Genomic DNA, 24,501 nt, shown 5'->3' with positions numbered 1-24,501 from the left:
GCTGTGGCTGGGCCTGTCGCCCGCCACGATGAAGGCCCTGGCCCCCCACGTCACGCTGCTGCCCACGCCCACCCCGGTCAACCTCAACACCGCCAGCGCCGAGGTGGTCTACGCGAGCATCCCGGGGCTGGACCTGGCCGGCGCGCGCAAGCTGGTCGCCGCACGCGAACGCGCGCCGTTCCGCACGCTGGACGAGGCCAGCCGCCAGCTGCCCGCCCAGGGCACCCTGCTCACCCCGGTCCGGCACGCCGTGGCCTCGCGCTTCTTCGAGGTGCGCGGCCGGCTGCGGCTGTCCCAGTACCTGGTCGAGGAGCGCTCCCTGGTGCAGCGCGACGGGCTCGACGTGCGCACGCTCTGGCGCGATCGCGGCGTGGCGGACGAGGCGGACGGCCGGCGCTGAGATCCGCCGCGTCCTCCAGGCCTCAGGGCGAGCCGCGCTCCGGCACGCCGCCGTCCGCGGCCACGCGGTCGCGGTACTCCTCGATCAGGCGCTCCCAGACGACCTCGAGCTCGTGGGCCGCCGAGCGGGCCAGTCCCTCGAGATCGGGGAACAGGGTGGAGTTGGTGATGTTCATGCGGTAGAGCGACTGCATCGCCGGCGCGCGCATCTCCGCAGGCAGCACGTACTTCACGATCATGGGCTCGCGCCCGGCGTAGCCGCGCAGGATGCTGTCCAGCGGCTGGTCGAGCACGCCGGGAAGCACGAACAGGCCCGACTGCGCCACCAGCCGCCGGTCCATCTCCGAGGGCTCGCCAAACCAGACGACAGGCGCCCGGTTGCCCAGGAAGTAGCGTTCGAAATTCCCGGACACGCGAGGGTCGATGCGCTCGCGCGTCAGCGCCGGATCGAAAGAAGGCGCGGCGGACCACAGCGCCGGTGTGTTCAGCGCGTACACCGCCGCGTCGGCGACCGCGTCCTCGAGGGCGAAGAACGCGGCGACATAGGGGGACTTCGTGAAGTCGAGCAGCCGCGTCGGCGCGCCATGGTGCTGCATCAGGGCCAGGCAGCGCAGATCGTCTTCGAGCGCCACGCGGTCGGACAGGTAGATGTGCGCCTTGCGGCGGAACACGCGCAGCGCGCGCGCCTCGCGCAGCGGCCACAGCGAGCGGTCAGCGCAATAGGTCTCGAGCCGCCTGGTCAGCGAGCTCACCAGCGGCCACTGCGCCGATGTCTCACCGCGAAAGGCCCAGCCGGGCTTGGACTCGGTGTGGGCCACGAACTCGGCCCACTGCGACAAACGAATCACCTCCATGCGCACCCCACGATAGGCTGAACCTTCGCACCCCAAGCGCGTATTGTCATCCCGAAAGCGATGCCGGTTCGCGCGCCACGGTCTGCCCGGCGATCCGCTCAGTCCGCCGTGAGGCCCATCTGCCGCGCCGCCTGCTCGAACCGGTCGATATCGACACGGATGATGCGCTGGAACTCGTCCGGGGTGCTGGTGGCCGCGGCGAAGCCGCGATCGGCCAGCTTTTGCCTGATGTCGGCCCGCGCCACGATCTTCCCGATCGCGGCGTTGAGCTTGTCGACGATCGCAGGCGGCGTCTTGGCCGGGACCAGGAAGCCGAACCACTGATCCACGTCGTAGCCGCTCACGCCCAGTTCCTGCACCGACGGCACTTCCGGCAGCAGCGACACGCGGTCCTTGGACGTGACGGCCAGGGCGCGCAGCTTGCTGCTCTTGAGGTGAGGCACGGTGTTGGCCAGGGTGTTGATGCTGACCTCGACCTGGCCGCCGAGAACGTCGGTCAGGGCCGGCGCGCAGCCCTTGTAGGGGACGTGGACGAGGTTGGCGTTGGTCGACATCCGCAGCAGCTCGCCCGCGAAATGCTGGGGCGTGCCGTTTCCACACGAGGCGTAGCTGACCTGCCTGGCGGCTTTCGCGCTCTCGATCAGCTCCCCCAGCGTGCGGACCTTGGAGCTGGCGGGGACAGCGATCACCGAAGGCGTCGACGCGATCAGGATCACGCCCTTGAGATCGTTTCGCGCGTCGAACGGCAGCTTGCGGAAGATCGCCGGATTGATGGCGTAGCTGCTGTTCACGACCAGCAGCGTCAGCCCGTCCGCCTGGCTCTTGGCGACGGCCTCGGCGCCGATGTTGCCGCTCGCACCGGGGCGGTTGTCGACGACCACGGGCTGCCCCACGCTCTGGCTCAGCTCGGTGGCGATCACGCGCGCCAGCGCGTCCGTGCCTCCCCCTGGCGGGAAGGTGACGATCATTCGCATCGGCTTGTCCGGGAAGGAGGCCGGATCGGCGGCCTGCACCTGGCCGGCCAGGCCGGCGATGCCCAGAAGCGCGGCGCAAGCGGTACGCCCCCATCGGATCAGACTCTTGTGCATGAAACGACTCCTCATGAATGGGCGACCGCATCGGCCGCGCTGCTGTGGGAATGAGCGTACTGCAGGGCGATGCCGCAGTCACTGGACGCTGCGGCCACGGCGCTCTCCAGGTCGGCCGCGGCGCTCGAATGGATGACGTAGAGCGCATCGCCGGCCTTGACGGCATCGGCCTGGCGGCACAGCAGGTCGACGCCGGCGCCCCGGTCCTGCGGCGCGCCGGCGCGGCGAGCCACCTCGGTGATCTGGGCAAAGTCGACGGCGCCGACGCGGGCGTCGCCGCGGGCACGCACGACGTGGGTCAGCAGTCCGGGGGCGATCGGTGGCGAGCGGCGTCCCTGGGCATCGACGATGGCGTCGAACTTGGCGCGTGCCTGGCCCGTCGCCAGCAGATGCTCGGCGCGCGCGCGCGCCTGCGCCGGACTGCCCAGGCCCGGGTCCCAGGCCAGGATGCGGCTGGCGAAGAACAGGGCTTTTTCGCGCAGATCACCGGGCGCGCCGGCCGCGTTGTCGAGCACCTGCAGCACGTCGCGCACTTCCAGCGCCGGGCCAATGCCGCGGCCAATCGGCCCGGAGCCGTCGGTTGCATGCGCCTCGACCGTCAGGCCCAGGGCCCGGCCCACGCGCTCGAACAGGCGGGCCAGCTCGACCGCCTCCTGGCGCGTCTTGAGCTTGGCCTGCGGCCCGAAAGGCAGGTCGACGATCACATGGCTGGAGCCGGCCGTCAGCTTCTTGGACAGAATCGACGCGACCGACCAGCGGTTGGACTCGACGCCCAGCGGCCGCGTGATGCTGTTCATCACGTCGTCCAGGACCGAGTGGTTGAGCCGGCCGTTCCAGGCGATGCAGCCGCGCGTGCGCCGCACCGTGTCGAGCAGTTGCGGCGCGCTCAGGTCGACGCGCGCCACGACGTCCATCGCGTCGGCCGTGCCGGCGGCCGAGGTGATCGCGCGCGACGAGGTCTTAGGAATCGCCAGGCCGTGCGCCGCGACGATGGGAATGACGATCAGGGTGATGCGGCTGCCTGGAATGCCGCCCATCGAGTGCTTGTCGACCACGATGGGCTCGTTCCAGTCCATGCTCGGCGTGAAGCTGGCGCGCACGCGGGCCAGCGACACCACCTCGGCATCGCTCAAGCTGCGCGTCGCGGCCACCAGGAAGGCGCCCACCTCGCTGTCGGGGTAGCGCCCCTGCATGATGTCGCGCAGCAGTTCGGCGTACTGGTCCTCGCGCAGTTCCTCGCCGCGGATCTTGGCGCGCAGCGCGGCCCGGCTCTCGGGCGCCGGGCTGCGGTGGATGGCGACGGCCGCTCCGGCAGGCAGGGCCAGATCCTCGAAGGCCTGCCGCGACAGGCCGACCTCGTCCGCGGCGAGCCCCTGGCCGGCGCCGACCACGTGAACGTTGGCGCGTATGCTTCGCCCGCCGCCGACGATGTCGATGCGCTCGGGGCCGAGGTAGCCCGCCGCGCCGACCAGGCTGTTCGGCGGCAGGTAGGCGGCAGGTAGGCGACAGGGTGGCGACCACGCGCAAAGTGCTGCTGGCCATCGCACGAAATCTTGCGCGGGACGAGGCATCCGCCGCAGGCACGGGCCGGCGCGTGAGGTCCACGCGCGAGGTCGGCCGGCGGCTGGCCGACATGTGACGCCCCCTCCCGCAAGCCGGCAGGATCAGTGACTTGTGCTCGCCTGGGCCCCGGGACTCGGGCCGATAGGCGAAGACTGCCGACACTCGCCGGGGCGGCCATCGCGCAAGCGTTTCGCCTGTGCGACGCTTGTCCCCTGCGGCAGCTCGACGCCGTTCTTCACCGCGAGTATTTCCGCCATCACGCTCACGGCGATCTCGGGCGGCGTCCTGCTGCCGATGTGGATGCCTATCGGTCCGCGCAGGCGGGCCAGCGAGCCCTCCGTGTGCCCGAAATGCGCCATCATCCGGGCGCGGCGCGCCTCGTTGTTGCGGCGCGAGCCTATGGCCCCGACGTAGAAGGCCTCGCTCGCTAGCGCCTCGAGCAAGGCGAGGTCGTCCAGCTTGGGATCGTGCGTCAGCGCGACCACGCAGCTGCGCCCATCGGGCTGGAACCCACTCACGATATCGTCCGGCATGTCGGCCGTCACGCTGACGCCGGGCAGAGACCATGCGGCGCGATGCTCCTGCCGCGGGTCGCACACGGTGACGGCAAAGCCGCAGGAGAGCGCCATGGCGGCGAGGTACTCGGCCAGGGGGCCGGCGCCGATCAGGAGCATGCGGTAGGCGGGCCCGAAGGTCGCGGACAGGGAGGTCCCGTCCATCTCCAGCGCCGCGGGCGAGGCGGCGATGCCGACGCTCACCGCGCCATCGCCAAGCCGCACGGTGCGGCGCATCAGGCGGCCGGCGGCCACGCCGCGGACCAACGCCTCCAGGGCCACCGGCGCCGGGTCGTATTCCAGCAGCAGCTCCAGCGTGCCGCCACAAGGCAAACCGAACCGGTGCGCCTCGTCGGCGCTGACGCCGTACCTGACGAGACGCGGCGCGCCGTCCGGCTTGGGCAGGCCCTCGCAGGCCTGCGCGTAGCGATCGACCAGGTCGTCTTCGATGCAGCCGCCGGACACCGACCCGACCACCGCGCCGCCTTCGCCCAGGGCCATGATCGAGCCCACGGGCCGCGGCGAGGCGCCCCAGGTGCGGACCACCGTGGCCAGCAGGGCGCGCCGGCCCGCCACCCGCCAGTCGAGCAGGGTGCGCAGCACCTTCAGGTCTATGTGTTCCATGCGCAGCCTCCTGCGGTCAGCGGTCGACGGCGATGGCCCGCTGCCGCATGGGTCCATCCATCCTCGAACACCAGGGCTCAGGCCGCCGTGTAGGCGGTCTTGACCGTGGTGTAGAACTCCGCCGCGTAGCGCCCCTGCTCGCGCGGGCCGTAGCTCGAACCCTTGCGGCCGCCGAACGGCACGTGGTAGTCGACGCCGGCCGTGGGCACATTGACCATCACCATGCCGGCCTGGGCCTCGCGCTTGAACTGCGTCGCGTGCTTGAGCGAGCTGGTGCACAGGCCGGCCGACAGTCCGAATTCGGTGTCGTTGGCCAAAGCCAGCGCATGCTCGAAATCCTCGGCCGCGATCACGCAAGCCAGCGGGCCGAAGATCTCCTCGCGCGCGATGCGCATGGCCGGGTCCGCGTCGACGAACAGCGCGGGCTCCAGGTAGTGGCCGCGCGTGCGGCGCTCGAGCAGGCGGCCGCCATGGGCCAGCCTCGCCCCCTCGCTGCGGCCGATCTCGAGGTAGGCCAGGTCCTGCTGCAGCTGCGCCTCGTCGACCACGGGCCCGATGTCGGTGCCGGCGGCACGCGCATCGTCCACCTGGAGCTGGCCCAGCCGCTCGACCACCGCGTCGACGAAGCGCGGCAGGATGCCCTTTTGCACGATGAAACGGCTCGAGGCGGTACAGCGCTGGCCGGTGGAGTAGTAGGCCCCCTGGACCGCGCAGTTCACGGCGGTCGCGAGGTCGGCATCGTCAAGCACGACCAGCGGGTTCTTGCCGCCCATCTCGAGCTGGACCTTGGCCAGGCGCTCGGACGCGGCGGCCAGCACGCGCCGGCCCGTGTCCGCCGAACCGGTGAAGCTGATGCCTGCCACGTCCGGATGGCCGAGCAAAGTCTGTCCGACCCGGCTGCCCGGGCCCATCACCAGGTTGAACACGCCGGCCGGCAGGCCCGCACGGCTGATGATCTCGGCCAGGGCCCAGGCCGAACCGGGCACCAGGTCGGCGGGCTTGAACACCACGCAGTTGCCCCAGGCCAGGGCCGGCGCGATCTTCCAGGCCGGAATCGCGACGGGGAAGTTCCACGGCGTGATGATGCCCACCACGCCCAGCGGCTCGCGCGTGATGTCCACCGTCACCCCTGGACGCACCGAGGGCAGGTGTTCGCCGCCGCCGCGCAGCACTTCCCCGGCGAAGAAGCGGAAGATCTGGCCGGCGCGGGCCACTTCGCCTACGGCCTCAGGCAGGGTCTTGCCCTCCTCGCGCGCCAGCAGCTCTCCCAGCTCGTCCTTGCGCGCCAGCAGCTCGGCGGCGATCTTTTCCAGGCTGTCCGCGCGGGCCTGCAGCGGCCCCCGGGCCCAGGCCGGAAAGGCCGCACGGGCCGCGGCGATCGCCGTCTCGGTCTGCGCGGCATCGGCGTGCGCGTACTCGTCGATCAAGTCGTCGAGATCCGACGGGTTGATGTTGCGGCGTATCCCCACGCCCTCGACCCATTGGCCTGCGATGTAGTTGCGCTTCACGGCGTGTCTCCTAATATCTTTCAAATGATGGAACTGCGCCTGAGCTCGGCAAGCGCAGGGGCGTCGAGCTGCAGCCAGTCGGCCAGCACCTCGTCGGTGTGCTGGCCCAGCTGCGGCGGCGCCTGCCGGTAGCGCACGGGCGTGTCCGACAGCCGGATCGGGTTGGCCACCAGCGGCACCCTGCCCGCCGACGGATGCGGCAGCTCGATGCGCATGCCGCGCGCCTGTACCTGCGGATCGGCGAACACCTCGTCGATCCGGTTGATGGGCCCGCAGGGCACGCCGGCGGCCTCGAGCGCGGCGACCCACTCGCGCGTCGTGCGCATCACCGTGGCCTGGCGCAGCAGCGGAATCAGCACGGCGCGGTGGGCCACGCGCTGCGGGTTGGTCGCAAAGCGCTCGTCGCTCGCCCATTCCGGACGGCCCGCGACCCGGCAGAACTTGGCGAACTGGCCGTCGTTGCCTATCGCCAGGATCATGTCGCCGTCGGCCGTCGGAAAATCCTGGTAGGGCACGATGTTGGGATGGGCGTTGCCCATGCGACGCGGCACCACGCCGCCGGCCAGGTAGTTGGAAGCCTGGTTGGCCAGGCAGGCGATCTGCACGTCGAGCAGAGCCAGGTCGATGTGCTGCCCGCGGCCGGAGCGCGCGCGCTCGGCCAGCGCGGCCTGCACCGCGATCGTGGCGTACAGCCCCGTCATGATGTCGGTGAGCGCGACGCCTACCTTCTGCGGCCCTGCGCCCTCCTCGCCCTCGGGCCGGCCGGTGATGCTCATCAGGCCGCCCATGCCCTGGATCAGGAAGTCGTAGCCGGCGCGCGGCGCGTAGGGCCCGGTCTGGCCGAAGCCGGTGATCGAGCAATAGACCAGGCCCGGGTTGCCTTCGGCCAGGCTCTCGTAGTCCAGGCCGTACTGCCTGAGCCCGCCGAGCTTGAAGTTCTCCAGCAGCACATCGGCGCGCCCCGCGAGCTCACGCACCAGTACCTGGCCCTCGGGGCGCGCGAGGTCGATGGTCACCGAGCGCTTGTTGCGGTTGGCGCACAGGAAATAGGCGGCCTCGGCGGTGTCGCGTCCGGCCTCATCCCTGAGGTAGGGCGGCCCCCAGGACCGGGTGTCGTCGCCGGCGCCGGGGCGCTCGACCTTGATCACATCGGCCCCCAGGTCGGCCAGCATCTGGCCCGCCCAGGGCCCGGCCAGCACGCGGGAGAGGTCCAGCACCTTGACGCCGGCCAGCGGCGCGGAACGCGGGCCCGCGGGCACCGCAGCGGCTGCGTCGTTCGAAGCGAGAGAAGGTATGTTCATGGTTGGCTTCAGAAGGGGTTACGGGGCCGAGGGCGTGGCGCGCACGCGCGCCACCGCCTGCTCGAGCTGGTCCCAGGCGGGCCGATCCGGCGCAAAACGCTGGCGCATGTAGCCGGCCAGTTCGGCGACCTGCCGGTCGTCGAACGCGTCCTTGAACGCCGGCATGAAGCCGATGTCGTGTGCGGCGGGCGCGCGGATGCCTTCGAGGATGGCGCGCAGCAGGTTGTCCGGCCGTTCGCTGTGCAGATTGCTGTTCAGCGCCAGCGGCACGTTCACCCCCAGCAGCCGGGGGCCGTCGCCGTCATGGTGGCAGGCGCCGCAGGCCTGGTCGAACATGCGCTGCGCCGGCCCCGCCAGCCCCTGGGCGGCGGCCTGTCCGCGCGCGACGGCGGCCTGCGCGGCCGCGGTCGCCTGGTCCTCGGAGACCTTGGGATTGAATGAGGTCAGGTAGTGCGCCATCGCGCGCACGTCCTCGTCGGGCAGGGCCCCCAGCTCGCGCACCACGGGCGCCATGGGGCCCGCAGCCACGCCGTGCTGGGCACTGTGGCCAAAGCGCAGGTAGCGGTAGAGCGCCTGTTCCGTCCAGGGCACAGGCGAGCGGCTGGCCGAGCTCAGGGCCGGGGCTTCCCAGCCCTTGATGAAGGCGCCGCCCAGGAAGGCCTGGCCGCTCCGTTCGGCTCCGAGCGCGTTGCGCTCGGTGTGGCAGGCGCTGCAATGGCCCAGACCGTTGACCAGGTAGGCGCCACGGTTCCACTGCGCCGAGCGCGCCGGCTCGGCCTGCGCGACCGCGCCGGGCGTGAGGAACAAGGCATTCCACATGGCCAGCAGCGGCCGGTATCCGAACGGGAACGCGAGCCGGCTCTCCGGCACCGGCGCGCGCACGGCTGGCTGCGCCATCAGGTAGGCGTAGAGGGCGGTGAGGTCATCGTCGGTGATACGCGTGAAGGCGGTGTAGGGAAAGGCGGGATACAGCCGGTGCCCGTCGCGGGAAATGCCCTCGCGCATGGCACGCTGGAAGGCGCTGAAGGACCAGGCACCGATGCCGGTCTCCACGTCGGGCGTGAGGTTGGTGGCGTACACCGTGCCAAAAGGCGTCTCCATTGCGCGCCCGCCCGCATAGGCCGCACCGCCCGGCGCGGTGTGGCAGGTGAGGCAGTTGCCCGCCGCGGCCAGCTGGCGGCCGCGCGCTATCGTTTCGGCCGTATAGACCGAAGCGTCGGGCCGGGTCACGGGAGCGATGACGGGGCGCCAGCCCAGCACGGCGGCGCCGAGCCCGATCGCCCCGACCGCCAGGGCCCCGGCACGGGCCCACCAGCGCCGCGCCTGGGGCCAGCGCGCGTCTTCCGGCGCAGCGCGGGCCGCCGGCTCGCGCCGCCGCGCGGCGACCGGCGCGTCGGCCGGAGGCGGCAGGGGATGAAGCGCGGCCCGTACCACTTCGGGCGTGAAGGGGGGCTGGCGAAAGCGCACCCCGGTGGCGTCGAAGATGGCGTTGGCGATCGCGGCCGTGCCCGGCACCGAGGCGGACTCGCCTGCGCCCAGCGGGGGCTGGTCGGGCCTGGGCATGGTCATCACCTCGATCACCGGCACCTCGCGGAAGCTCAGGATCGGGTAGCTGCCCCACTCGCGGCTGGCCACCATGCTGGTGAGCGGATCGACCCGCACGCTCTCCTTCAGGGCCCGGCTGGTCGTCTGCACCACGTTGCCGTGGATCTGATGGCGCACGCCGTCGGGATTGATCATCAGGCCCGCATCGTGGCCCACGACCACCCGCTTGACGTGCACCTCGCCGGTGACCTTGTTGACGTCGACGTCCGCCACCCAGGCCGCCCAGGCGGCGCCGAAGCCCGGCCACTTGCTGTGCACGTAGCGCGCGTAGGCCACGCCCTGGCCGTGCAGCCAGTCGCCGCTGGCGCCCTGCTGCTGAGGCCGGGTGTGCGGCAGCCATCCGGCGCGCTCGGCGGTGGCCTGCAGCAACTCGTGCGCGCGCGGGTCCTTCAGATGGCGCAGACGGTACTCGACCGGGTCGACCTCGGCCGCGGTGGCCAGCTCGTCGATGTAGGACTCGTGCGCAAAGGAGTTGGGCAGCGCGGACACGCCGCGCAGCCACGAGGCGCGCAGGATGGGCGGCATGTCGTTGACCGTGACACGCAGGTTGTCGATCTCGTAGGGCGGCCGCGCGGTGCGATCCCCCATCTCGAAGGCCTGCGCCTTGGGCTCGATGCTGCGCGTCAGCAGCAGGGCCAGGGTCGGCGCGCCATTGGAGGGGTAGGAGGTGGAGAAGTCGTAGGCCGCGATCGAGCCGTCGGACCGCAGCCCGCCGCGCACCTCCATCCACTGCGCCGCGCCCTTGGGCTCCCACAGATGCTCCTGCTCGCGCGTGAGCTGCACGCGCACCGGCGCCCCCACCGCGCGCGCCAGCAGCGCGGCATCGGCCGCCACGTCATCGGCGCAGTTGCGACCGTAGCAGCCCGCGGCCTCCATGCGCACCACCTCGACGCTCGTGTCGGCCAGCCGCAGCAGGCGCGCCAGGTCCGCCCGCAGCACGTGCGGGTTCTGCGTGCCGGCGTACACGGTCAGTGCATGCGAGCCGGCCGGTTCACCGTGCCAGAGGGCCAGCGCGCAGGAGGGCCCGATCGAGGCATGCATCTGGTAGGGCCAGGTGTAGCTGCGCGGCATGGACTGGGCGGCGCCGGCCAGGGCGCCCTCGACATCGCCCTCGTCGACCAGGCGGCGCGGCGTGGCCGGGTTGGCGCGCAAGGCCTGGCCGAGGTCGGCCAGCGGGGGCAGGCCAGGCCAGTCGCGCCAGCGCACCTGCAGCTGGGCTGCAGCCTGCTCCGCCTGCTCCTCGCGTTCGGCCACGACGCCTACGAAGTCGCGGATCACCACCACCGCGCGCACGCCGGGAATATGGGCGATCGAAGACTCGTCGACCGACTCGAGCGTGTTGCCTATGAAGTCGCCGTGGTCGGCGCCGGCATAGGGCGGCCGCACCACGCGTCCGTGCAGCATGCCCGGCACGCGCATGTCGTGGACGAAGCTGAGTTCGCCGAAGACCTTGGCGGGAATGTCGACGCGCGGCTGGGACTGCCCAACCACCCGGTATTCGGACACCGGCTTGAGCGGCGCGCCGCCGTCCAGGCGCAGCGTCACGCGCTGGCCCTGCAGCAAATCGCCATAGCTCACCCGAAGCGCGGTGTCGTCGCGCGAGCGAACAACTCCCTGCTCCACCATGAGCTGTGCCGGCGGAACCGCCAGCCGTTCGGCGGCGCGTGCCATCAGAAAGGCCCGCGCCTGCGCGGCCGCCTGGCGCAGCGGCACGGCATGGATCTGGATCGAGGCGCTGGCGATCGTCGGGCCCTGGTTCGGTGCCCGGGCCGTGTCGCCCAACACCATCTCGACCTGGGCCATGGCCACATCGAGCTCCTCGGCCACGATCTGCGCGAGCGCCGTGCGGATGCCGGTTCCCAGGTCCACATGGCCATTGAGAGCGATGACCTGGCCATCGTCCCAGACCGACAGCAGCACCTCCACCCCCTCCTCCGGGTTGGCAGGGATGATGGGCGGCTGGCCGGGTGCCGGCAGTGGGGGCGGCGGCGGATCCCGCGTGACCACGAGCACGCCCTGGGCCTGCAGGAAATCGCGCCGCGTGCGCAGCGCGGACAGACGCGAGTCCGCCTTCATGGCGCCTCCAATTCGTCGGCGCGCTGCCGCTCGAGCCGCTCAAGGATGTCTGACGCGCGCAGCACCGCGCGCACGATCTCGACATGGGTGCCGCAACGGCACAGGTTGCCCGACAAGGCCTGGCGCACCTGCTGATCGGTGGGACGCGGCGTGTGCGCCAGCAGGGCCACCGTCATCATGACCATGCCGTTGAGGCAATAGCCGCATTGCGCAGCCTGTTCGTCGATGAAGGCCTGCTGGACCGGGTGCGGCGTACTGGCGTCGCCCAGGCCCTCCAGGGTCGTGATGTCGCGGCCCGCCAAGCCGCCGGCGGGGATCACGCAGGCGCGCGCGGCCACGCCGTCGACCAGCACGGTGCAGGCACCGCACTGCCCCAGACCACAGCCATATTTGGGACCGTTGAGGCCCAGGTCATTGCGCAGCACGGTCAGCAGCGGCGCGTCGGGCGGCACGGACAGGGCGTGCCGCACGCCGTTGACGCTCAGCACGATCGGGGGAGCTTCGGCGGCCACAGGCTGCATGTGTCAGGGTCAGGTCGCGGCGCCGAGATCGGATATCCTGCGCAGCAGGGCGACCAGCGTCGCGCGCTCGGCCGCGTCGAGATCGGCGAAGGTGTGCTCCGAGATCTGCCTGGCGAAGGGCACGGTCTGCTCGATCATCTGCGCCCCTGCCGGCGTGAGGCTGACGGTCATGTGGCGGGTGTCGCCGGGCACATGGCTGACCATTACCAGGTCCCGCCATTTCAGGCGCTCGACGATGGCGCGCACCGAGACCTCGTCGATGGCGGTGGCGCGCACGATGGCGCCGACCTCACAGGGTCCGCCGTCGCGCACGGCGCACAGGGTCACGAACTGGGCGGCGCTGAGCTGCGCGTCGGGAACGGCCTCCTGGAAGATCGCCACATGCCGCTGGTAGGCTCGGCGCAGCAGGTGGCCGACCTGCTCGGAAAACTGGTAGTCGCTGGAAGGGGTAGAGGAAGACATGGAGGGCTCCGCGGTGGACTGAGGGAATGAGATGGGCTCAGACGCTGAGGTAGGCACGCCGCACCGTTTCGTTGGCGGCCAGCTCGTCCATCGAGCCGCTGTAGCGAATCTGCCCTTTTTCGAGCACGTAGGCGCGGTCGGACACCAGCTCGGCAAAATGCATGTTCTGCTCCGACAGCAGGATGCTCACGCCCTGCGCCTTGAGTTCGAGGATCATGTTCGCCATCTGCTCGACGATGACCGGGGCCACGCCCTCCGAAGGCTCGTCCAGCAGCACCAGGTAGGGGTTGCCCATCAGCGTGCGCGCCACCGTCAGCATCTGCTGTTCGCCGCCGCTCATGCGGCCGCCGGGGCGATCGGGCATCTCGCCCAGGTTGGGGAAAAGCCTGAACAGCTGCTGCGGCGTCCACAGCGGCGCGGCGCTGCCGTCGGGCCACTTGCGGGGCACCTGGCGGCCGACCTCGAGGTTCTCGGTCACCGTCAGGTCGGTGAAGATGCGCCGGTCCTCTGGAACGAAGCCCAGGCCATGCGAGGCCACCTCGTGCGGCTCGCTGTGGGAGATGTCGCGCCCCATGAACGACAGGGTGCCGCGGCGCTTGTCCAGCATGCCCATCACGGCCTTGAGCGTGGTGGACTTGCCCGCCCCGTTGCGCCCCATCAAGGCCACGACCTCGCCGCGCCTGACCTGCAGGTCCACGTCGAACAGGATCTGCGCCGCGCCGTACCAGGCGGCCAGGGCACGCACGTCCAGCAGCAGCTCGCCGCCCATGTTTTCCTCATCACTCATCACGCCGCCTCCTTGATGGACGTTTCCTTCTCGAAGGTCTTTCCGCTGCCGAAGTAAACCTCCTGAACCTTGGGGTGATCGCGGATCTCGTGCGGCCGTCCCTCGGCGATCAGCCGGCCGCGGGCCAGCACGATGGTGCGATCGGCATAGGCGAACACCACGTCCATGCTGTGCTCGGTGAACAGCACGGCCATGCCCCGCTCGACGACCAGGCGCTTGGTCAGGGCCATCAGCTCGTTGCGCTCCTTGGGCGCCATGCCCGCGGTGGGCTCGTCCATCAGCAGCAGCTTGGGGCGGTTGGCCATCGCCACGGCCAGCTCGACGCGCTTGACGTCGCCGTAGGCCAGCACGCTGCACGGCCGGTCGGCCTGCGCCGCCATGCCCACCTGGTCCAGCAGCGCCAGCGCCTCGCTGCGCTTGTGATCGGCTGCCCGGCGCCACATCGAATACAGGCGCTGATCGGCCGAGATCAGCGCCATCTGCACGTTCTCGACCACGGTCAGCGACGCAAAGGTCTCGGCGATCTGGAAGGTACGGCCGACGCCCAGGCGCCAGATCTCGCGCGGCCTGAGGCCCACGAGCTCCACGCCTTCGAGGCGGATCGACCCGGCGTCGGCACGCAACTGCCCGTTCACCATGTTGAAGGTCGTCGACTTGCCCGCGCCATTGGGCCCGATCAGCGCAAGCAGCTCGCCCGCCTGCAGTTCGAAATCGATGCCGTCGACCGCCTTGACCCCTCCGAAGGATTTGCCCAGGCCCGATACTTTCAAAAGGCTCATGACTGGAGCTCCCTGGCTTCACGCCTGCTGTAGACGATCTGACGCACGAAGCCTGCAATGCCTTGCGGGAACAGCAGCACCAGGATCAGGATGATGGCGCCCAGCATGGCGCGCCAGTACTCGGTGTTGCGGGCGATCGTGTCGTGCAGCCAGGTGAACGTCACCGCCCCCACCGCGGGCCCGGCCAGCGTCTGCAGCCCGCCGAGCAGGACCATCACGAGGCCGTCCACCGACTTGCCCACATGCAGGCTCTCAGGCGAGATGCTGCCCTTGGAGAAGGCGAACAGGGCGCCGGCCAGGCCGGCGAACAGCCCGGCCACGACGAAGGCCGTCCACTGGATGCGCTTGACGTCGATGCCGATGGCGTCGGCCCGCAGCGGCGAATCGCGTCCTGCACGCATGGCGTAGCCGAACGGGGAGAACAGGAAGCGCCGCAGCGCCACCACGGCCGCCAACACCAGCGCCAGGGTGAGGTAGTAGTAATGCCGCTTGTCGGCCAGCCATTCGGACGGCCAGACGCCGGTCAGGCCGTTGCTGCCGCCGGTGACGCTGTCCCACTGGTAGGCGATGGCCCAGGCGATCTGGGCGAAGGCCAGCGTCAGCATGGCCAGGTACACCCCGGACAGGCGCACGCTGAACCAACCCACGACCACGGCGCCGACCGCGGCGATCAGGGGTGCGACGAGCAGCGCCGCCTCCATCGGCAGCTGCAGCGAGCGCACCAGCAGCGCCGCGGCATAGGCGCCGAGGCCGAAGTAGGCGGCGTGGCCGAACGAGTGCATGCCGGCCGGCCCCATGATGAAGTGCAGGCTCGCGGCGAACAGCACCGCGATGAGCAGGTCGATCACCAGCACCGTCACGTAGGGCGAGGCCTGCGTCAGCGCCGGCAGCGCGACCAGCACCAGCGCCAGGGCGGCTGCGCCGGCCTTGAACAGGTTGTCGGCGGGCCGCAGCGGCGCTTCGGGTGAGCCGAGGTGGCGGCTCGCCGCCTGCGGCCGGCCCATCAGCCCCCAGGGCCGCACGACCAGCACCACGGCCATCACCAGGAATTCGACCACCAGCGTCAGCTTGGAAAACGAGATGCTGAAGCCGAACAGCTCCACCAGCCCCAGCCAGATGCAGATGGCCTTGAGCTCGGCGATCAGCAGCGCGGCGACGAAGGCGCCAGGTATCGAGCCCATGCCGCCGACCACGACGACCACGAAGGCCGCGCCTATGGTGTGCAGGTCCATCTCCAGGTTGGCGGGCTCGCGCGGCAACTGCAGCGCCCCACCCAGGCCGGCCAGCATCGCGCCCAGTGCGAACACGGCGGTGAACAACCAGGCCTGGTTGACGCCCAGCGCGCCAATCATCTCGCGGTCCTGCGTGGCCGCCCGCACCAGGGTGCCCCAGCGGGTGCGCGTGAGCAGCAACCACAGCAAGCCCAGCACCAGCGGGCCGACGACGATCAATAACAGGTCGTAGGCCGGGAACTGGCGATCCAGGATGGTCACCGAACCCGACAGTCCGGGGGCACGCGGCCCAAGCAGTTCTTCGGGTCCCCAGACCCACAGCACCGCATCCTTGATGACCAGCACCAGCGCAAAGGTGGCCAGCAGCTGGAACAGCTCCGGCGCACGGTAGATGCGCCGCAGCAGCAAGACCTCCACCAGCGCGCCGAGCGCCCCCACGGCCAGCGCCCCGAGCAGCAGGGCGGGCCAGAAGCCGAGACCGCTGCCCAGACGCTCCACCAGCGAATACGCGATGTAGACGCCGGCCATGTAGAACGAGCCGTGCGCGAAGTTGACGATGCGCGTCACGCCGAAAATCAGCGACAACCCCGCCGCCACGAGGAACAGCGAGGAGGCACCAGCCAGTCCATTGAGGAGCTGGACGAAAAAACCTGAGAAGCTCATGGGACGACCCTAGGGTTATCGGGGGAGCGGAAGGGGCGCCGTCACTCGGCCGGCCGCAGCTTCTTGACCTCGTCGGCGGAGGGCAGGAACTTGGCGCCGTCGAGGTATCGGTAGTTCACCATGACGCCCTTGCCGCCTTCGTTCTTGGTCCGTCCCACGTAGCCGCCCATCGTGGATTGATGGTCCTCGCTGCGGTAGGTGATCATGCCGAACGGAGTGGACACCTGCAGGCCCTTGAAGGCGGCGATCAGCTTCTCGGTCTCGGTGGACTTGGCCTTCTTCATGCCTTCCGCCAGCGACTTGATCGCGCTATAGCCGACGATAGAACCCAGGCGCGGCGACTCCTTGAACCGGCCCTCGTAGGCAGCCAGGAAGGTCTTGTGCTCGGGCGTCTGTATGCCGTACCAGGGGTAGCCCGTGACCAGCCAGCCATTGGGCGCCTCGTTCTTGAGCGGGTCCAGGTACTCCGGCTCGCCGGTCAGCAGGCTCACCACCTCGCGGCCCTGGAACAGGCCCCGCGTGTTGCCTTCGCGCACGAACTTGGAGAGGTCGGCACCGAACAGCACGTTGAAGATCGCATCGGGCTTGGCATCGGCCAAGGCCTGAACCACGCTGCCTGAGTCCACCTTGCCCAGCGGCGGCGCCTGCTCGGCGACGAATTCGACATCCGGCTGGGCGGCCTTGAGCAGCTGCTTGAAGGTGGCGGCGGCCGACTGCCCGTACTCGTAGTTGGGATAGACCAGCGCCCAGCGTTTCTTCTTGAGCGCCGCCACGTCGGGCACCAGCATGGCCACCTGCATGTAGGTCGAGGGGCGCAAGCGGAAGGTGTAGCGGTTGCCGTTCTGCCAGACGATCTTGTCGGTCAGCGGCTCGCCGGCCAGGAAGAAGACCTTCTTCTGCTTGGCGAAATCGGTCAGCGCCAGGCCTATGTGCGACAGGAACGAACCCGTCAGCACGTCCACCTTTTCCCGGGACATGAGCTCCTCGGCGACCCGCACGGCGTCGCCCGGGTTGGCGTTGTCGTCCCGCGTGATCAGCTCGAGCTTGCGGCCGTTGATGCCGCCGGCCGCGTTGATCTCCTCGACTGCGAGTTCCATGCCCTTCTTGTAGGGCTCGAGGAAGGCGGGCTGCGCCTTGTAGCTGTTGATCTCGCCGATCTTGATGACGCCCTGCGCGTGCGCAGGCATCGTGAAGGCGGCCACGCAGGCGCCGAGAAAGGCCGCATTCACCGCGTGCCGTAAGGATTGCATCGTCATCGTCTTCTCCTGGTTACGCCAATTGAGAGTGGGAAACTTGCGCGGATCGCGAGCGCTCAGCGCAGGCCGTCTTCGCCCTTGATCTCTTGCACCTGCAGGCCGCCGACACGCGGCAGCGGCCGGCCGCCGTCCGTGACCACGACCGCGACCACGATCTCGTCGGCCCTGGGCGCGTCGCTCACACGCGCCTCCATCGCGTCGAAATGGCTGCGCACGTAGGCGGCGTCCTTGTGACCGAGCGGCACGTCGATCGCGGTGCCGAGGCCGCCCCGCTTCTTGCTCGAGGGCACGAGCGCCGCCCCCTTCTCGACCGCCTGGCGCAGCGGCGCCCCGAGCTTGGGGTGCAGGATGGCGGCGGCGTGCTCGAGCTCGCCCGCCTCGCCGACGATCGCGGCCTTGCCATAGCTGTGAGCCTGGCCCGGCGCGATGCCCAGGGCCTGCACACATTTGCGGCCCAGCAGGCCGCCCAGTTCTTCGCCGACGGCGATCAGCTCGTCGAGGTTCTCGACATAGCGTCCCGCGCAGGGGTTGGCGATGACGGCCATGGCGAGCGCCTTGCGCACCGGCGGGTTGACCGTCTGCCCCAACTCGATGCGGGTCTCGTCGATCTGGACGATCAGTTTGCGGATCTGTGCGGACATGGTGTGCCTTCTTGGTCGATAGGGGTTGATGCGGGGCCCGCGCTCAGCGCAGACCGTCCCATTTGGAGATCTGTTCGGCCCGCAGGCCGCCCACGCGCGCGTGCACCCGCGGCCCCGTGCTCATGGCCAGGATGAAGACGATCTCGCCGGACAGCGGGGCGCCCGGCACGCGCACCTCGATCGCGTCGAAATGGCTGCGCACGTAGCTGGCGTTGATGTGCGTCAGCGGGACGTCGAGCGTCGCCCCCGGCCCGCCCACCTTCTTGGTCGAAGGCACGATGGACAGGGCGTTGCCGGGCTGGCCTTTCTTGTCCTCGGCCTCGCCCCTGGCGTAGGCGGCGCGGTCGCCCTTCCAGCCGAGCAGCTCCCGCATCGCGTAGCCGCCCGGCACATGCCACAGCGCGCCGTGCTCGAGCTCGCCCGCGGCCCCGACGATGGCGCCCTTGCCGTAGGCCTCGATGCGTTCGGACGGCACCTCCATGGCCGAGCACAGCCGCCGCGCCATGTCCACGCCCACCTCGCCCAGCGCGTCCATCATCGGCAGGATGTCGGGCTCGTAGCGCCCGGCAAAGGGATTGGTCAGCACCGCGGCGATCGCGCCGCGGCGCAGGGGAGCGGCCGCCACCGGCCCGAACTCGTGGTGAATGTCCTCCACATGGGTGTGGATGCGTCGTATCTCGATCATCTTCGTTTCCTTCGTCTGTGATCAATGCGCGAGAGCGGGTGCCGGCGGCGCCAGCTCGACCGCTGCGCCGCCGGTGCTGATCACCCGGCCCTGGCACACCAGCGCGCTGGACCAGATCAGCCCCTGGGATTGCAACTTGCGTGCCTGCGCCAGGCCCGCCGCGAGCGCACGCTGCACCGTTTCGGCGTCCAACGCCGGCACGTTCACCGTCACCGGGATGTCGCCCAGGTCGCTGTCGTCCTTGAGTGCGCTCGCGGGCCGGCGCTCGATGCGCGGATCGTCGACATCGACCGCGTTGGCGATCACCGTGGCCGCCGCATCGGCCTGAGCCGCCGTGGCGGCCAGCACCGTCACGCTGTCGGCGATGCCCAGCGAGAAGCTGCGCCCGCGCCAACCGCTGGTCGCGATGCCGCGCACCGGCATCGCATGGCCCACCTCGAAGCGACCGTCGATCTCTATGCCATCGCGCAGCTGGCGCAGGTCCAGGCGCGCCAGATCGGAGAACATGCCGACCCGCACCGACTGCCCAGGCGTCAGGTGCAGCGCAATGTCTCCGCCGTTGTTGACCCATGCCCGTTCGACGCCCTCGCGCTCGTAGGCGGCGATCAATTCCTGCGCCACCGCGCCCGCCACCGCCGCCATGGGCGTGATGTAGCGGTCGCGATACGGTCTGCAGGCCTGCCACATGCGCCGCGCCACGCGGCCGCGCAGGGGGCAACCCGCCGCCACCGGACGGCGCAGCAAGGGCAATTCGGCCACGAGCTCGTCGAGCAGCTGCGTGAAGCGCTGCCAGGCCGACTCGTGCGCCGCGGCGACAGCGCCGGCCTGGCCCTCTGCCTCTATCACGATGTCCATGGGCCCGTGCTGGAAATGCCAGCGGCCCGGTGACAATGCGGTACGTTGCGCAGACATGATGCACCTCATCCCAGCAGCGGCGGCCGGCCCAGCGGCCAGGGGTTCGCGGCGGCGATCCCCGTCCAGCGACGCGCGGTCGGCGCACCGTCGTTGTGCCAGGCCCCACGGCGCAGCACCTCCTCCAGCGTGCGCACCTGCTCCATGTGTCCACCCAGTGCGCGGTAGTCCTCGCGCCGCATGCTGAACTCGATCGGCGCCACGATGGCTGGCGTGGGCACGGTGCCGAAACTGTTGTCGGGCATGCGCATCACGTCGACCATCACGGTGATGCCGCCTCCCGGCCACACATAGGCCGGCGCCCCTCCGCAGGTCACGTTGACCAGCGCCTGCTTGATGGACCGGGTGAGCAGCACGGGGTTCTCCGTCACCCCCGCCCGCAGACTACCGCCCGCGCCGCCGAGGAACAGCACTGTGGTCAGCGAGGGCTCGCAGTTCTCGCCGATGCGGTCCACCACGGCGCGCACGTCGGCGGGCATCTCCTGCTCGCGCGGCGTCAGCGTTTCATCGAGCACGTACCAGGCTGCGTGTTCGCCGGTGGTCGACGTCATCAGCAGGCGCAGCCCCGGCCAGGCGACCTCGGGCTCCCAGCCCTCGATGATCGACAGGGGATCGGCGATGTCGGTACCGCCCCATCCCGTACCGGGATTCGCCACCTGGAAGTAGCGCCCGGGCGTCGACTTGCGCCCCCTCATCATGATGCCCGAAGGGCGCATGTCCAGGCAGCGGCCGGCCTGGTGGGGGGTCAGCACGCCGGTGATGTGGTCGTCGACCACGACCACCTCGTCCACGCGGCCGAACAACTGCTTGGCGAAGATCCCCACCGTGGCGGACCCGCAGCCCACGCGCATGCGCTGCTCCTCGACCCCGTTGACGATGGGCGGGCGACCCGCCTGGATCACAAGCTGCGCCCCGCCGTCTATGGTCAGCTCCACCGCCCGCTTGTTGCCCAGCGCCTCCATCATCTCGACCGTGATCCGCCCCTCCTTCTTGCTGCCGCCGGTTAGGTGATGCACACCGCCCAGGGACAGCATCTGGGACCCGTATTCGGCCGTGGTGACATGGCCCACGACCTCGCCCTTGCTGCGCACATTGGCCTGCTCGGGGCCGAGGTAGCGGTCGGTGTCGATCTTCACCTTGAAGCTGCAGTAGCTGAAGATGCCCTCGGTGACCACCGTCACCATGTCGACGCCGTCGACCTTGGAGCCCACGATGAAGGGGGCGGGCTTGTAGTCCGGATAGGTCGTCGACGATCCCACGCCGGTCACGAAGACCTCGTCGGCCAGCAGCAGGTCGCCGCTCCAGTCGGCGACGGCCTGCGCATCCTCGTGTGCCGCCGCGCCATCCGCCTCGCCTGGCGCCGGCAAAGCCGCCCGCCCCTCGAAAGGCACCAGCCGTCCGTCGCCGCCGGCCAGCGTCTTGCGCAGCAGCACCACGGGGTCGACCCGCACCAGGACGCCGCCGTGATTGGCATAGCGGTCGCAGGCGCCGGTGCGCCCGGGACCGATCTGGCACAGCACAGGACAGGCGTTGCATTCGACCTTGTCGCCGGCCATGCGCTCGTTGCGCAGGCGCGCCCGCTCCAGCACCTGCGGCAGCGGCGGCTCGTCCATGCCCGGCAAGCCATCGGTCTTGGTGTGTTCAGTCATCGAAGAACCTTTCATGTCGGAGCACTCACCCTTGTTGCCCCCGATACTTTCATGTAGTATTCGCTTAACCAACGTGTTGCGAATGCTACATGAAAAATAATGTAGTGCAACTTCTGAAAGAAGGCAACGAGTTTTTCCCCTAAGGCCTGACTGGCAAGACAAAGGAGACCAATATGACCCATGTGGTGACTGACAGCTGCATCCGGTGCAAGTACACGGACTGCGTCGACGTATGCCCGGTGGACTGTTTTCGCGAGGGACCAGAGTTCCTGGTCATCGACCCCGACGAGTGCATCGACTGCGCGGTGTGCATTCCGGAATGCCCGGTCAATGCCATCTACGCCGAGGAGGACACGCCGGGCGGGCTGCAGTCCTTCGTCGAAATCAACCAGCGACTGTCCAAGCAGTGGCCGTCCATCACGAAGCGCAAGGAGCCGCTTCCCGACGCCGAGCGCTGGAAGGACGTGAGCGGCAAGCTCGCGCAGACCCAGGCTTGACCACACCACCCACAGGAGTCCCAGCATGAGCGCACTCATTGAAGAACGCGTACTGAGCGTCCACCACTGGACCGACCGACTGTTCAGCTTCACGACCACGAGGGATCCCGCGCTGCGGTTCAGCAACGGCCATTTCACGATGATCGGCCTGCGCGTCAGCGAAAAGCCCCTGCTGCGCGCCTACAGCATCGCGAGCGCCAACCACGAGGAGCATCTGGAGTTCCTCAGCATCAAGGTCGACGACGGCCCGCTGACCTCGCGCCTGCAGCACATCCAGGTCGGCGACACCGTGATCGTCGGCCGCAAGCCCACCGGCACCCTGGTGGTCGACTACCTTCTTCCCGGCAAGCGGCTTTACATGCTGGCCACCGGCACGGGCCTCGCACCGTTCATGAGCATCGTGCGCGACCCCGCCACCTACGAGAAGTTCGAGCAGGTCATCCTGGTGCACGGCGTGCGCATCGTCGACGAGCTGGCCTACCACGACCTGCTGCTGGAGCACCTGCCCTCGCACGAGTTCCTGGGCGACATGGTCTCCAGCCAGCTGCGTTACTACCCCACGGTGACGCGCGAGGACTTCCGCAACACCGGCCGCATTCCCGACCTGATCGAAAGCGGCAAGCTGTTTGCCGACCTCGGCGTGCCCGAGCTCGACCCGGCAGAGGACCGCGTGATGATCTGCGGCAGCCCCGGCATGCTGCGCGACCTCAAGCACCTGCTGGAACGCAGGGGCTTCAACGAAGGCAACACCTCGAAGCCGGGCGACTTCGTCATCGAGCGCGCGTTCGCGGAGCAATGAACGCTGCGGGACTGCGAGGCGCGCTCACAGGCCCTTTGCACCCACCGGCGACAATCAAGCGCTCAAGAGGAGGCCCCAAGCATGAACACACGAAGCACTGCACGCGCCGCAGCAGGCCGGTCCGGAACGGCCCGCAAGCCGGGCGTGAGGGAACTGGCGGCGCAGGCCACGCGCGACAGCCTGCTGCGCGCGGCGATCAAGGTCTTTTCCAAGCAGGGGCTGGACGGCGGCAGCGTCGAGCAGATCTCCAAGGCGGCGAAATCCTACGACCGCATGATCTATTACTACTTCGGCAACAAGGAGGGCTTGTACCTCGCCGCGCTGGAAGAGATCTACCGCCGCTTCAACGACGCAGAGTCCGCACTCGAACTGAACTTGGAGCAGCCCGTCGCATCGCTGCAGGCCGTGGTCCGCTTTATCCTGAACTACTACCGGAAGAACCCGGAGTTCGTGGCGCTGCTCAACACTGAAAACATGCATCGCGGCAAGCACATCGGCAAGTCGCTGCGCGCGCGCGAGTATTCGTCTCCGGCCATCGGCGTCATCGAGCAGCTGCTCAAGAGCGGGGCGGCCCAGGGCATGTTCCGAAACGACCTGTCGGCGCGCGACCTGTACCTGATGATCGCCGCGCTCGGCTACTTCTACCAGTCCAACCGCTTCACCCTCTCCGCCTTCCTCGGCGAGAACCTCGACGCGCCCGAGGCGACCGCGCACTGGGAGGCCTTCGTCACCGACGCCGTGCTGCGCACGGTCGCATCCCATTCCATTGAAGCCTTGCAAGGCCTCGACGCGCCATCCGCGCCAGGGGCCTCCCCCCAAGCCACCTAGCATTGAAGGAGAAACCCATGGCTGACGCAGCAATCTCGGAAAAACCCGGCAAGCTGGTCATCAGGAACATCGGCCTGCTGCTGTCGGGCGACATCGACCGGCCCATCCTGGACGCCGACACCATCGTCGCCCGTGACGGCCTGATCGTGGCCGTCGGCAAGGAAGCCGACTGCGACACCGCCGAGCCCGATGTCCTGATCGACGCGCGCAAGACCTGCGTCAGTCCCGGACTGATCGACAGCCACGTGCATCCGGTGTTCGGCGACTGGACGCCCCGTCAGGGCCAGATCGGCTGGATCGACTCGACCATGCACGGCGGCGTGACCACCATGATCTCCGCCGGCGAGGTGCATCTGCCCGGGCGCCCCAAGGACATCGTCGGCCTCAAGGCCCTGGCCATCACGGCGCAGCGCGCCTTCGACAACTTCCGCCCCGGCGGCGTGAAGGTGCTGGCCGGCGCGCCCGTCATCGAGAAGGGCATGACCGAGCAGGACTTCAAGGACCTGGCCGAGGCCGGCGTCAAGCTGCTGGGCGAGGTCGGCCTCGGCTCGGTGAAGGCCGGCGAGGAGGCGCAGCGCATGGTGGCCTGGGCACGCAAGTACGGCATACAGAGCACCATCCACACCGGAGGCCCCTCGATTCCGGGCTCCGGCCTGATCGACAAGGATGTGGTGCTGGAGGCGGATGCCGACATCATCGGCCACATCAACGGCGGCCATACCGCCCTGCCCGAGGCCCATGTCTGCGAGCTGTGCGAGAAGTCCACGCGCGGCATCGAGATCGTGCACAACGGCAACGAGAAGGTGGCGATCGCCGCAGCCCAGGCGGCGATACAGCTCAAATGCCCGCACCGCGTGATCCTTGGCACCGATGGGCCCGCCGGGTCGGGCGTGCAGCCCTTGGGCATCCTGCGCATGATCGCGCTGCTGTCGAGCCTGGGCGGCCTGCCGGCCGAGCTGGTGTTCTGCTTCGCCACCGGCAACACCGCTCGCATGCGCGGACTCAATTGCGGCCTGGTCGAGGCCGGGCGCGCCGCGGACTTCGTCTTCATGGACCGCGCCCAGCACTCGGCCGGCAAGGACCTGCTGTCCAGCGTGCAGCTTGGCGATATCCCTGGCGTGGGCATGGTGGTGATCGACGGCATCGTGCGCTGCGGACGCAGCCGCAACACGCCGCCAGCCACCGAAGTTCCGGTGGTGCAGACGGCGCATTGAGCGC

Annotated in this window: 22 protein-coding genes; 5 read left to right on the top strand and 17 right to left on the bottom strand. The window is 69.6% G+C overall.

Annotated features, from left to right (window positions below; genetic code table 11):
* A partial coding sequence (locus FFS10_RS06855) for a type II secretion system protein GspK (RefSeq protein ID WP_137892902.1) occupies nucleotides 1–400 on the top strand: 400 nt, incomplete at its 5' end.
* Between the two features lie 22 nt (nucleotides 401–422).
* On the opposite strand, the gene FFS10_RS06850 is transcribed toward FFS10_RS06855, so the two are convergent.
* The 17 genes from FFS10_RS06850 to FFS10_RS06770 form a co-directional block, all read right to left on the bottom strand.
* Nucleotides 423–1,253, bottom strand: a complete 831-nt coding sequence (locus FFS10_RS06850) for an FRG domain-containing protein (protein WP_137892900.1) — start codon at nucleotides 1,251–1,253, stop codon at nucleotides 423–425.
* Between the two features lie 98 nt (nucleotides 1,254–1,351).
* Complete coding sequence (locus tag FFS10_RS06845; RefSeq protein ID WP_249931191.1) at nucleotides 1,352–2,341, bottom strand: tripartite tricarboxylate transporter substrate binding protein; 990 nt, start codon at nucleotides 2,339–2,341, stop codon at nucleotides 1,352–1,354.
* A gap of 11 nt (nucleotides 2,342–2,352) precedes the next feature.
* A complete protein-coding gene (locus FFS10_RS06840; protein WP_249931190.1) occupies nucleotides 2,353–3,888 on the bottom strand; it encodes a thymidine phosphorylase in 1,536 nt (511 codons plus the stop codon).
* Nucleotides 3,889–4,005: 117 nt separating this feature from the next.
* On the bottom strand, nucleotides 4,006–5,082 hold the full coding sequence (locus tag FFS10_RS06835; protein WP_137892895.1) for an XdhC family protein: 1,077 nt from the start codon (nucleotides 5,080–5,082) through the stop codon (nucleotides 4,006–4,008).
* 77 nt (nucleotides 5,083–5,159) lie between these two features.
* Nucleotides 5,160–6,590: an aldehyde dehydrogenase family protein gene (locus tag FFS10_RS06830; protein WP_137892893.1), complete on the bottom strand. Its 1,431-nt coding sequence runs from the start codon at nucleotides 6,588–6,590 to the stop codon at nucleotides 5,160–5,162.
* A gap of 20 nt (nucleotides 6,591–6,610) precedes the next feature.
* Nucleotides 6,611–7,891 (bottom strand): CaiB/BaiF CoA transferase family protein, encoded by a 1,281-nt coding sequence (locus FFS10_RS06825; RefSeq protein ID WP_137892891.1) that lies wholly within the window; start codon nucleotides 7,889–7,891, stop codon nucleotides 6,611–6,613.
* Nucleotides 7,892–7,909: 18 nt separating this feature from the next.
* Nucleotides 7,910–11,572 carry a molybdopterin cofactor-binding domain-containing protein gene (locus FFS10_RS06820; RefSeq protein WP_137892889.1) on the bottom strand — a complete coding sequence of 1,221 codons (3,663 nt, stop codon included), beginning with the start codon at nucleotides 11,570–11,572 and terminating at the stop codon, nucleotides 7,910–7,912.
* Nucleotides 11,569–12,093, bottom strand: coding sequence for a (2Fe-2S)-binding protein (locus tag FFS10_RS06815; protein WP_137892887.1), 525 nt, complete (start codon nucleotides 12,091–12,093; stop codon nucleotides 11,569–11,571). Before FFS10_RS06815 ends, FFS10_RS06820 begins: the two co-directional genes overlap by 4 nt.
* A gap of 9 nt (nucleotides 12,094–12,102) precedes the next feature.
* Entirely contained in the window at nucleotides 12,103–12,555 is a 453-nt protein-coding gene (locus FFS10_RS06810) for a MarR family winged helix-turn-helix transcriptional regulator (RefSeq protein WP_137892885.1), read from the bottom strand.
* 37 nt (nucleotides 12,556–12,592) lie between these two features.
* Entirely contained in the window at nucleotides 12,593–13,342 is a 750-nt protein-coding gene (locus FFS10_RS06805) for an ABC transporter ATP-binding protein (RefSeq protein ID WP_249931189.1), read from the bottom strand.
* Complete coding sequence (locus FFS10_RS06800) at nucleotides 13,342–14,121, bottom strand: ABC transporter ATP-binding protein (protein ID WP_137892883.1); 780 nt, start codon at nucleotides 14,119–14,121, stop codon at nucleotides 13,342–13,344. Before FFS10_RS06800 ends, FFS10_RS06805 begins: the two co-directional genes overlap by 1 nt.
* Entirely contained in the window at nucleotides 14,118–16,016 is a 1,899-nt protein-coding gene (locus tag FFS10_RS06795) for an ABC transporter permease (RefSeq protein WP_137892881.1), read from the bottom strand. The genes FFS10_RS06800 and FFS10_RS06795 overlap by 4 nt, the downstream gene beginning before the upstream one ends.
* 41 nt (nucleotides 16,017–16,057) lie before the next feature.
* Nucleotides 16,058–17,266: an ABC transporter substrate-binding protein gene (locus FFS10_RS06790; protein ID WP_137892912.1), complete on the bottom strand. Its 1,209-nt coding sequence runs from the start codon at nucleotides 17,264–17,266 to the stop codon at nucleotides 16,058–16,060.
* 62 nt (nucleotides 17,267–17,328) lie between these two features.
* Nucleotides 17,329–17,913 (bottom strand): amino acid synthesis family protein, encoded by a 585-nt coding sequence (locus FFS10_RS06785; RefSeq protein WP_137892879.1) that lies wholly within the window; start codon nucleotides 17,911–17,913, stop codon nucleotides 17,329–17,331.
* Between the two features lie 43 nt (nucleotides 17,914–17,956).
* On the bottom strand, nucleotides 17,957–18,598 hold the full coding sequence (locus FFS10_RS06780; RefSeq protein ID WP_137892877.1) for an amino acid synthesis family protein: 642 nt from the start codon (nucleotides 18,596–18,598) through the stop codon (nucleotides 17,957–17,959).
* Nucleotides 18,599–18,619: 21 nt separating this feature from the next.
* Nucleotides 18,620–19,510 (bottom strand): UPF0280 family protein, encoded by an 891-nt coding sequence (locus FFS10_RS06775; RefSeq protein WP_137892874.1) that lies wholly within the window; start codon nucleotides 19,508–19,510, stop codon nucleotides 18,620–18,622.
* Between the two features lie 8 nt (nucleotides 19,511–19,518).
* On the bottom strand, nucleotides 19,519–21,159 hold the full coding sequence (locus FFS10_RS06770; RefSeq protein ID WP_137892872.1) for a 6-hydroxynicotinate reductase: 1,641 nt from the start codon (nucleotides 21,157–21,159) through the stop codon (nucleotides 19,519–19,521).
* A 173-nt stretch (nucleotides 21,160–21,332) separates the two neighbouring features.
* Here FFS10_RS06770 and fdxA point away from each other — a divergent pair, with 173 nt between their 5' ends.
* The 4 genes from fdxA to FFS10_RS06750 all read left to right on the top strand — a co-directional run bounded on the left by fdxA (nucleotide 21,333) and on the right by FFS10_RS06750 (nucleotide 24,497).
* Nucleotides 21,333–21,656, top strand: a complete 324-nt coding sequence (gene fdxA, locus FFS10_RS06765; protein ID WP_137892870.1) for a ferredoxin FdxA — start codon at nucleotides 21,333–21,335, stop codon at nucleotides 21,654–21,656.
* 25 nt (nucleotides 21,657–21,681) lie between these two features.
* Nucleotides 21,682–22,455: a ferredoxin--NADP reductase gene (locus tag FFS10_RS06760; protein ID WP_137892868.1), complete on the top strand. Its 774-nt coding sequence runs from the start codon at nucleotides 21,682–21,684 to the stop codon at nucleotides 22,453–22,455.
* Nucleotides 22,456–22,536: 81 nt separating this feature from the next.
* A complete protein-coding gene (locus FFS10_RS06755; RefSeq protein ID WP_137892866.1) occupies nucleotides 22,537–23,283 on the top strand; it encodes a TetR/AcrR family transcriptional regulator in 747 nt (248 codons plus the stop codon).
* Between the two features lie 17 nt (nucleotides 23,284–23,300).
* Nucleotides 23,301–24,497, top strand: a complete 1,197-nt coding sequence (locus FFS10_RS06750) for an amidohydrolase family protein (RefSeq protein WP_137892864.1) — start codon at nucleotides 23,301–23,303, stop codon at nucleotides 24,495–24,497.
* Nucleotides 24,498–24,501 lie beyond the last annotated feature (4 nt).

Origin of the sequence: Ramlibacter sp. 2FC (genome assembly GCF_005503345.1) — a bacterium.
GTDB lineage: Bacteria > Pseudomonadota > Gammaproteobacteria > Burkholderiales > Burkholderiaceae_C > SCMQ01.
This window is presented reverse-complemented; position numbering and strand designations above follow the sequence as displayed.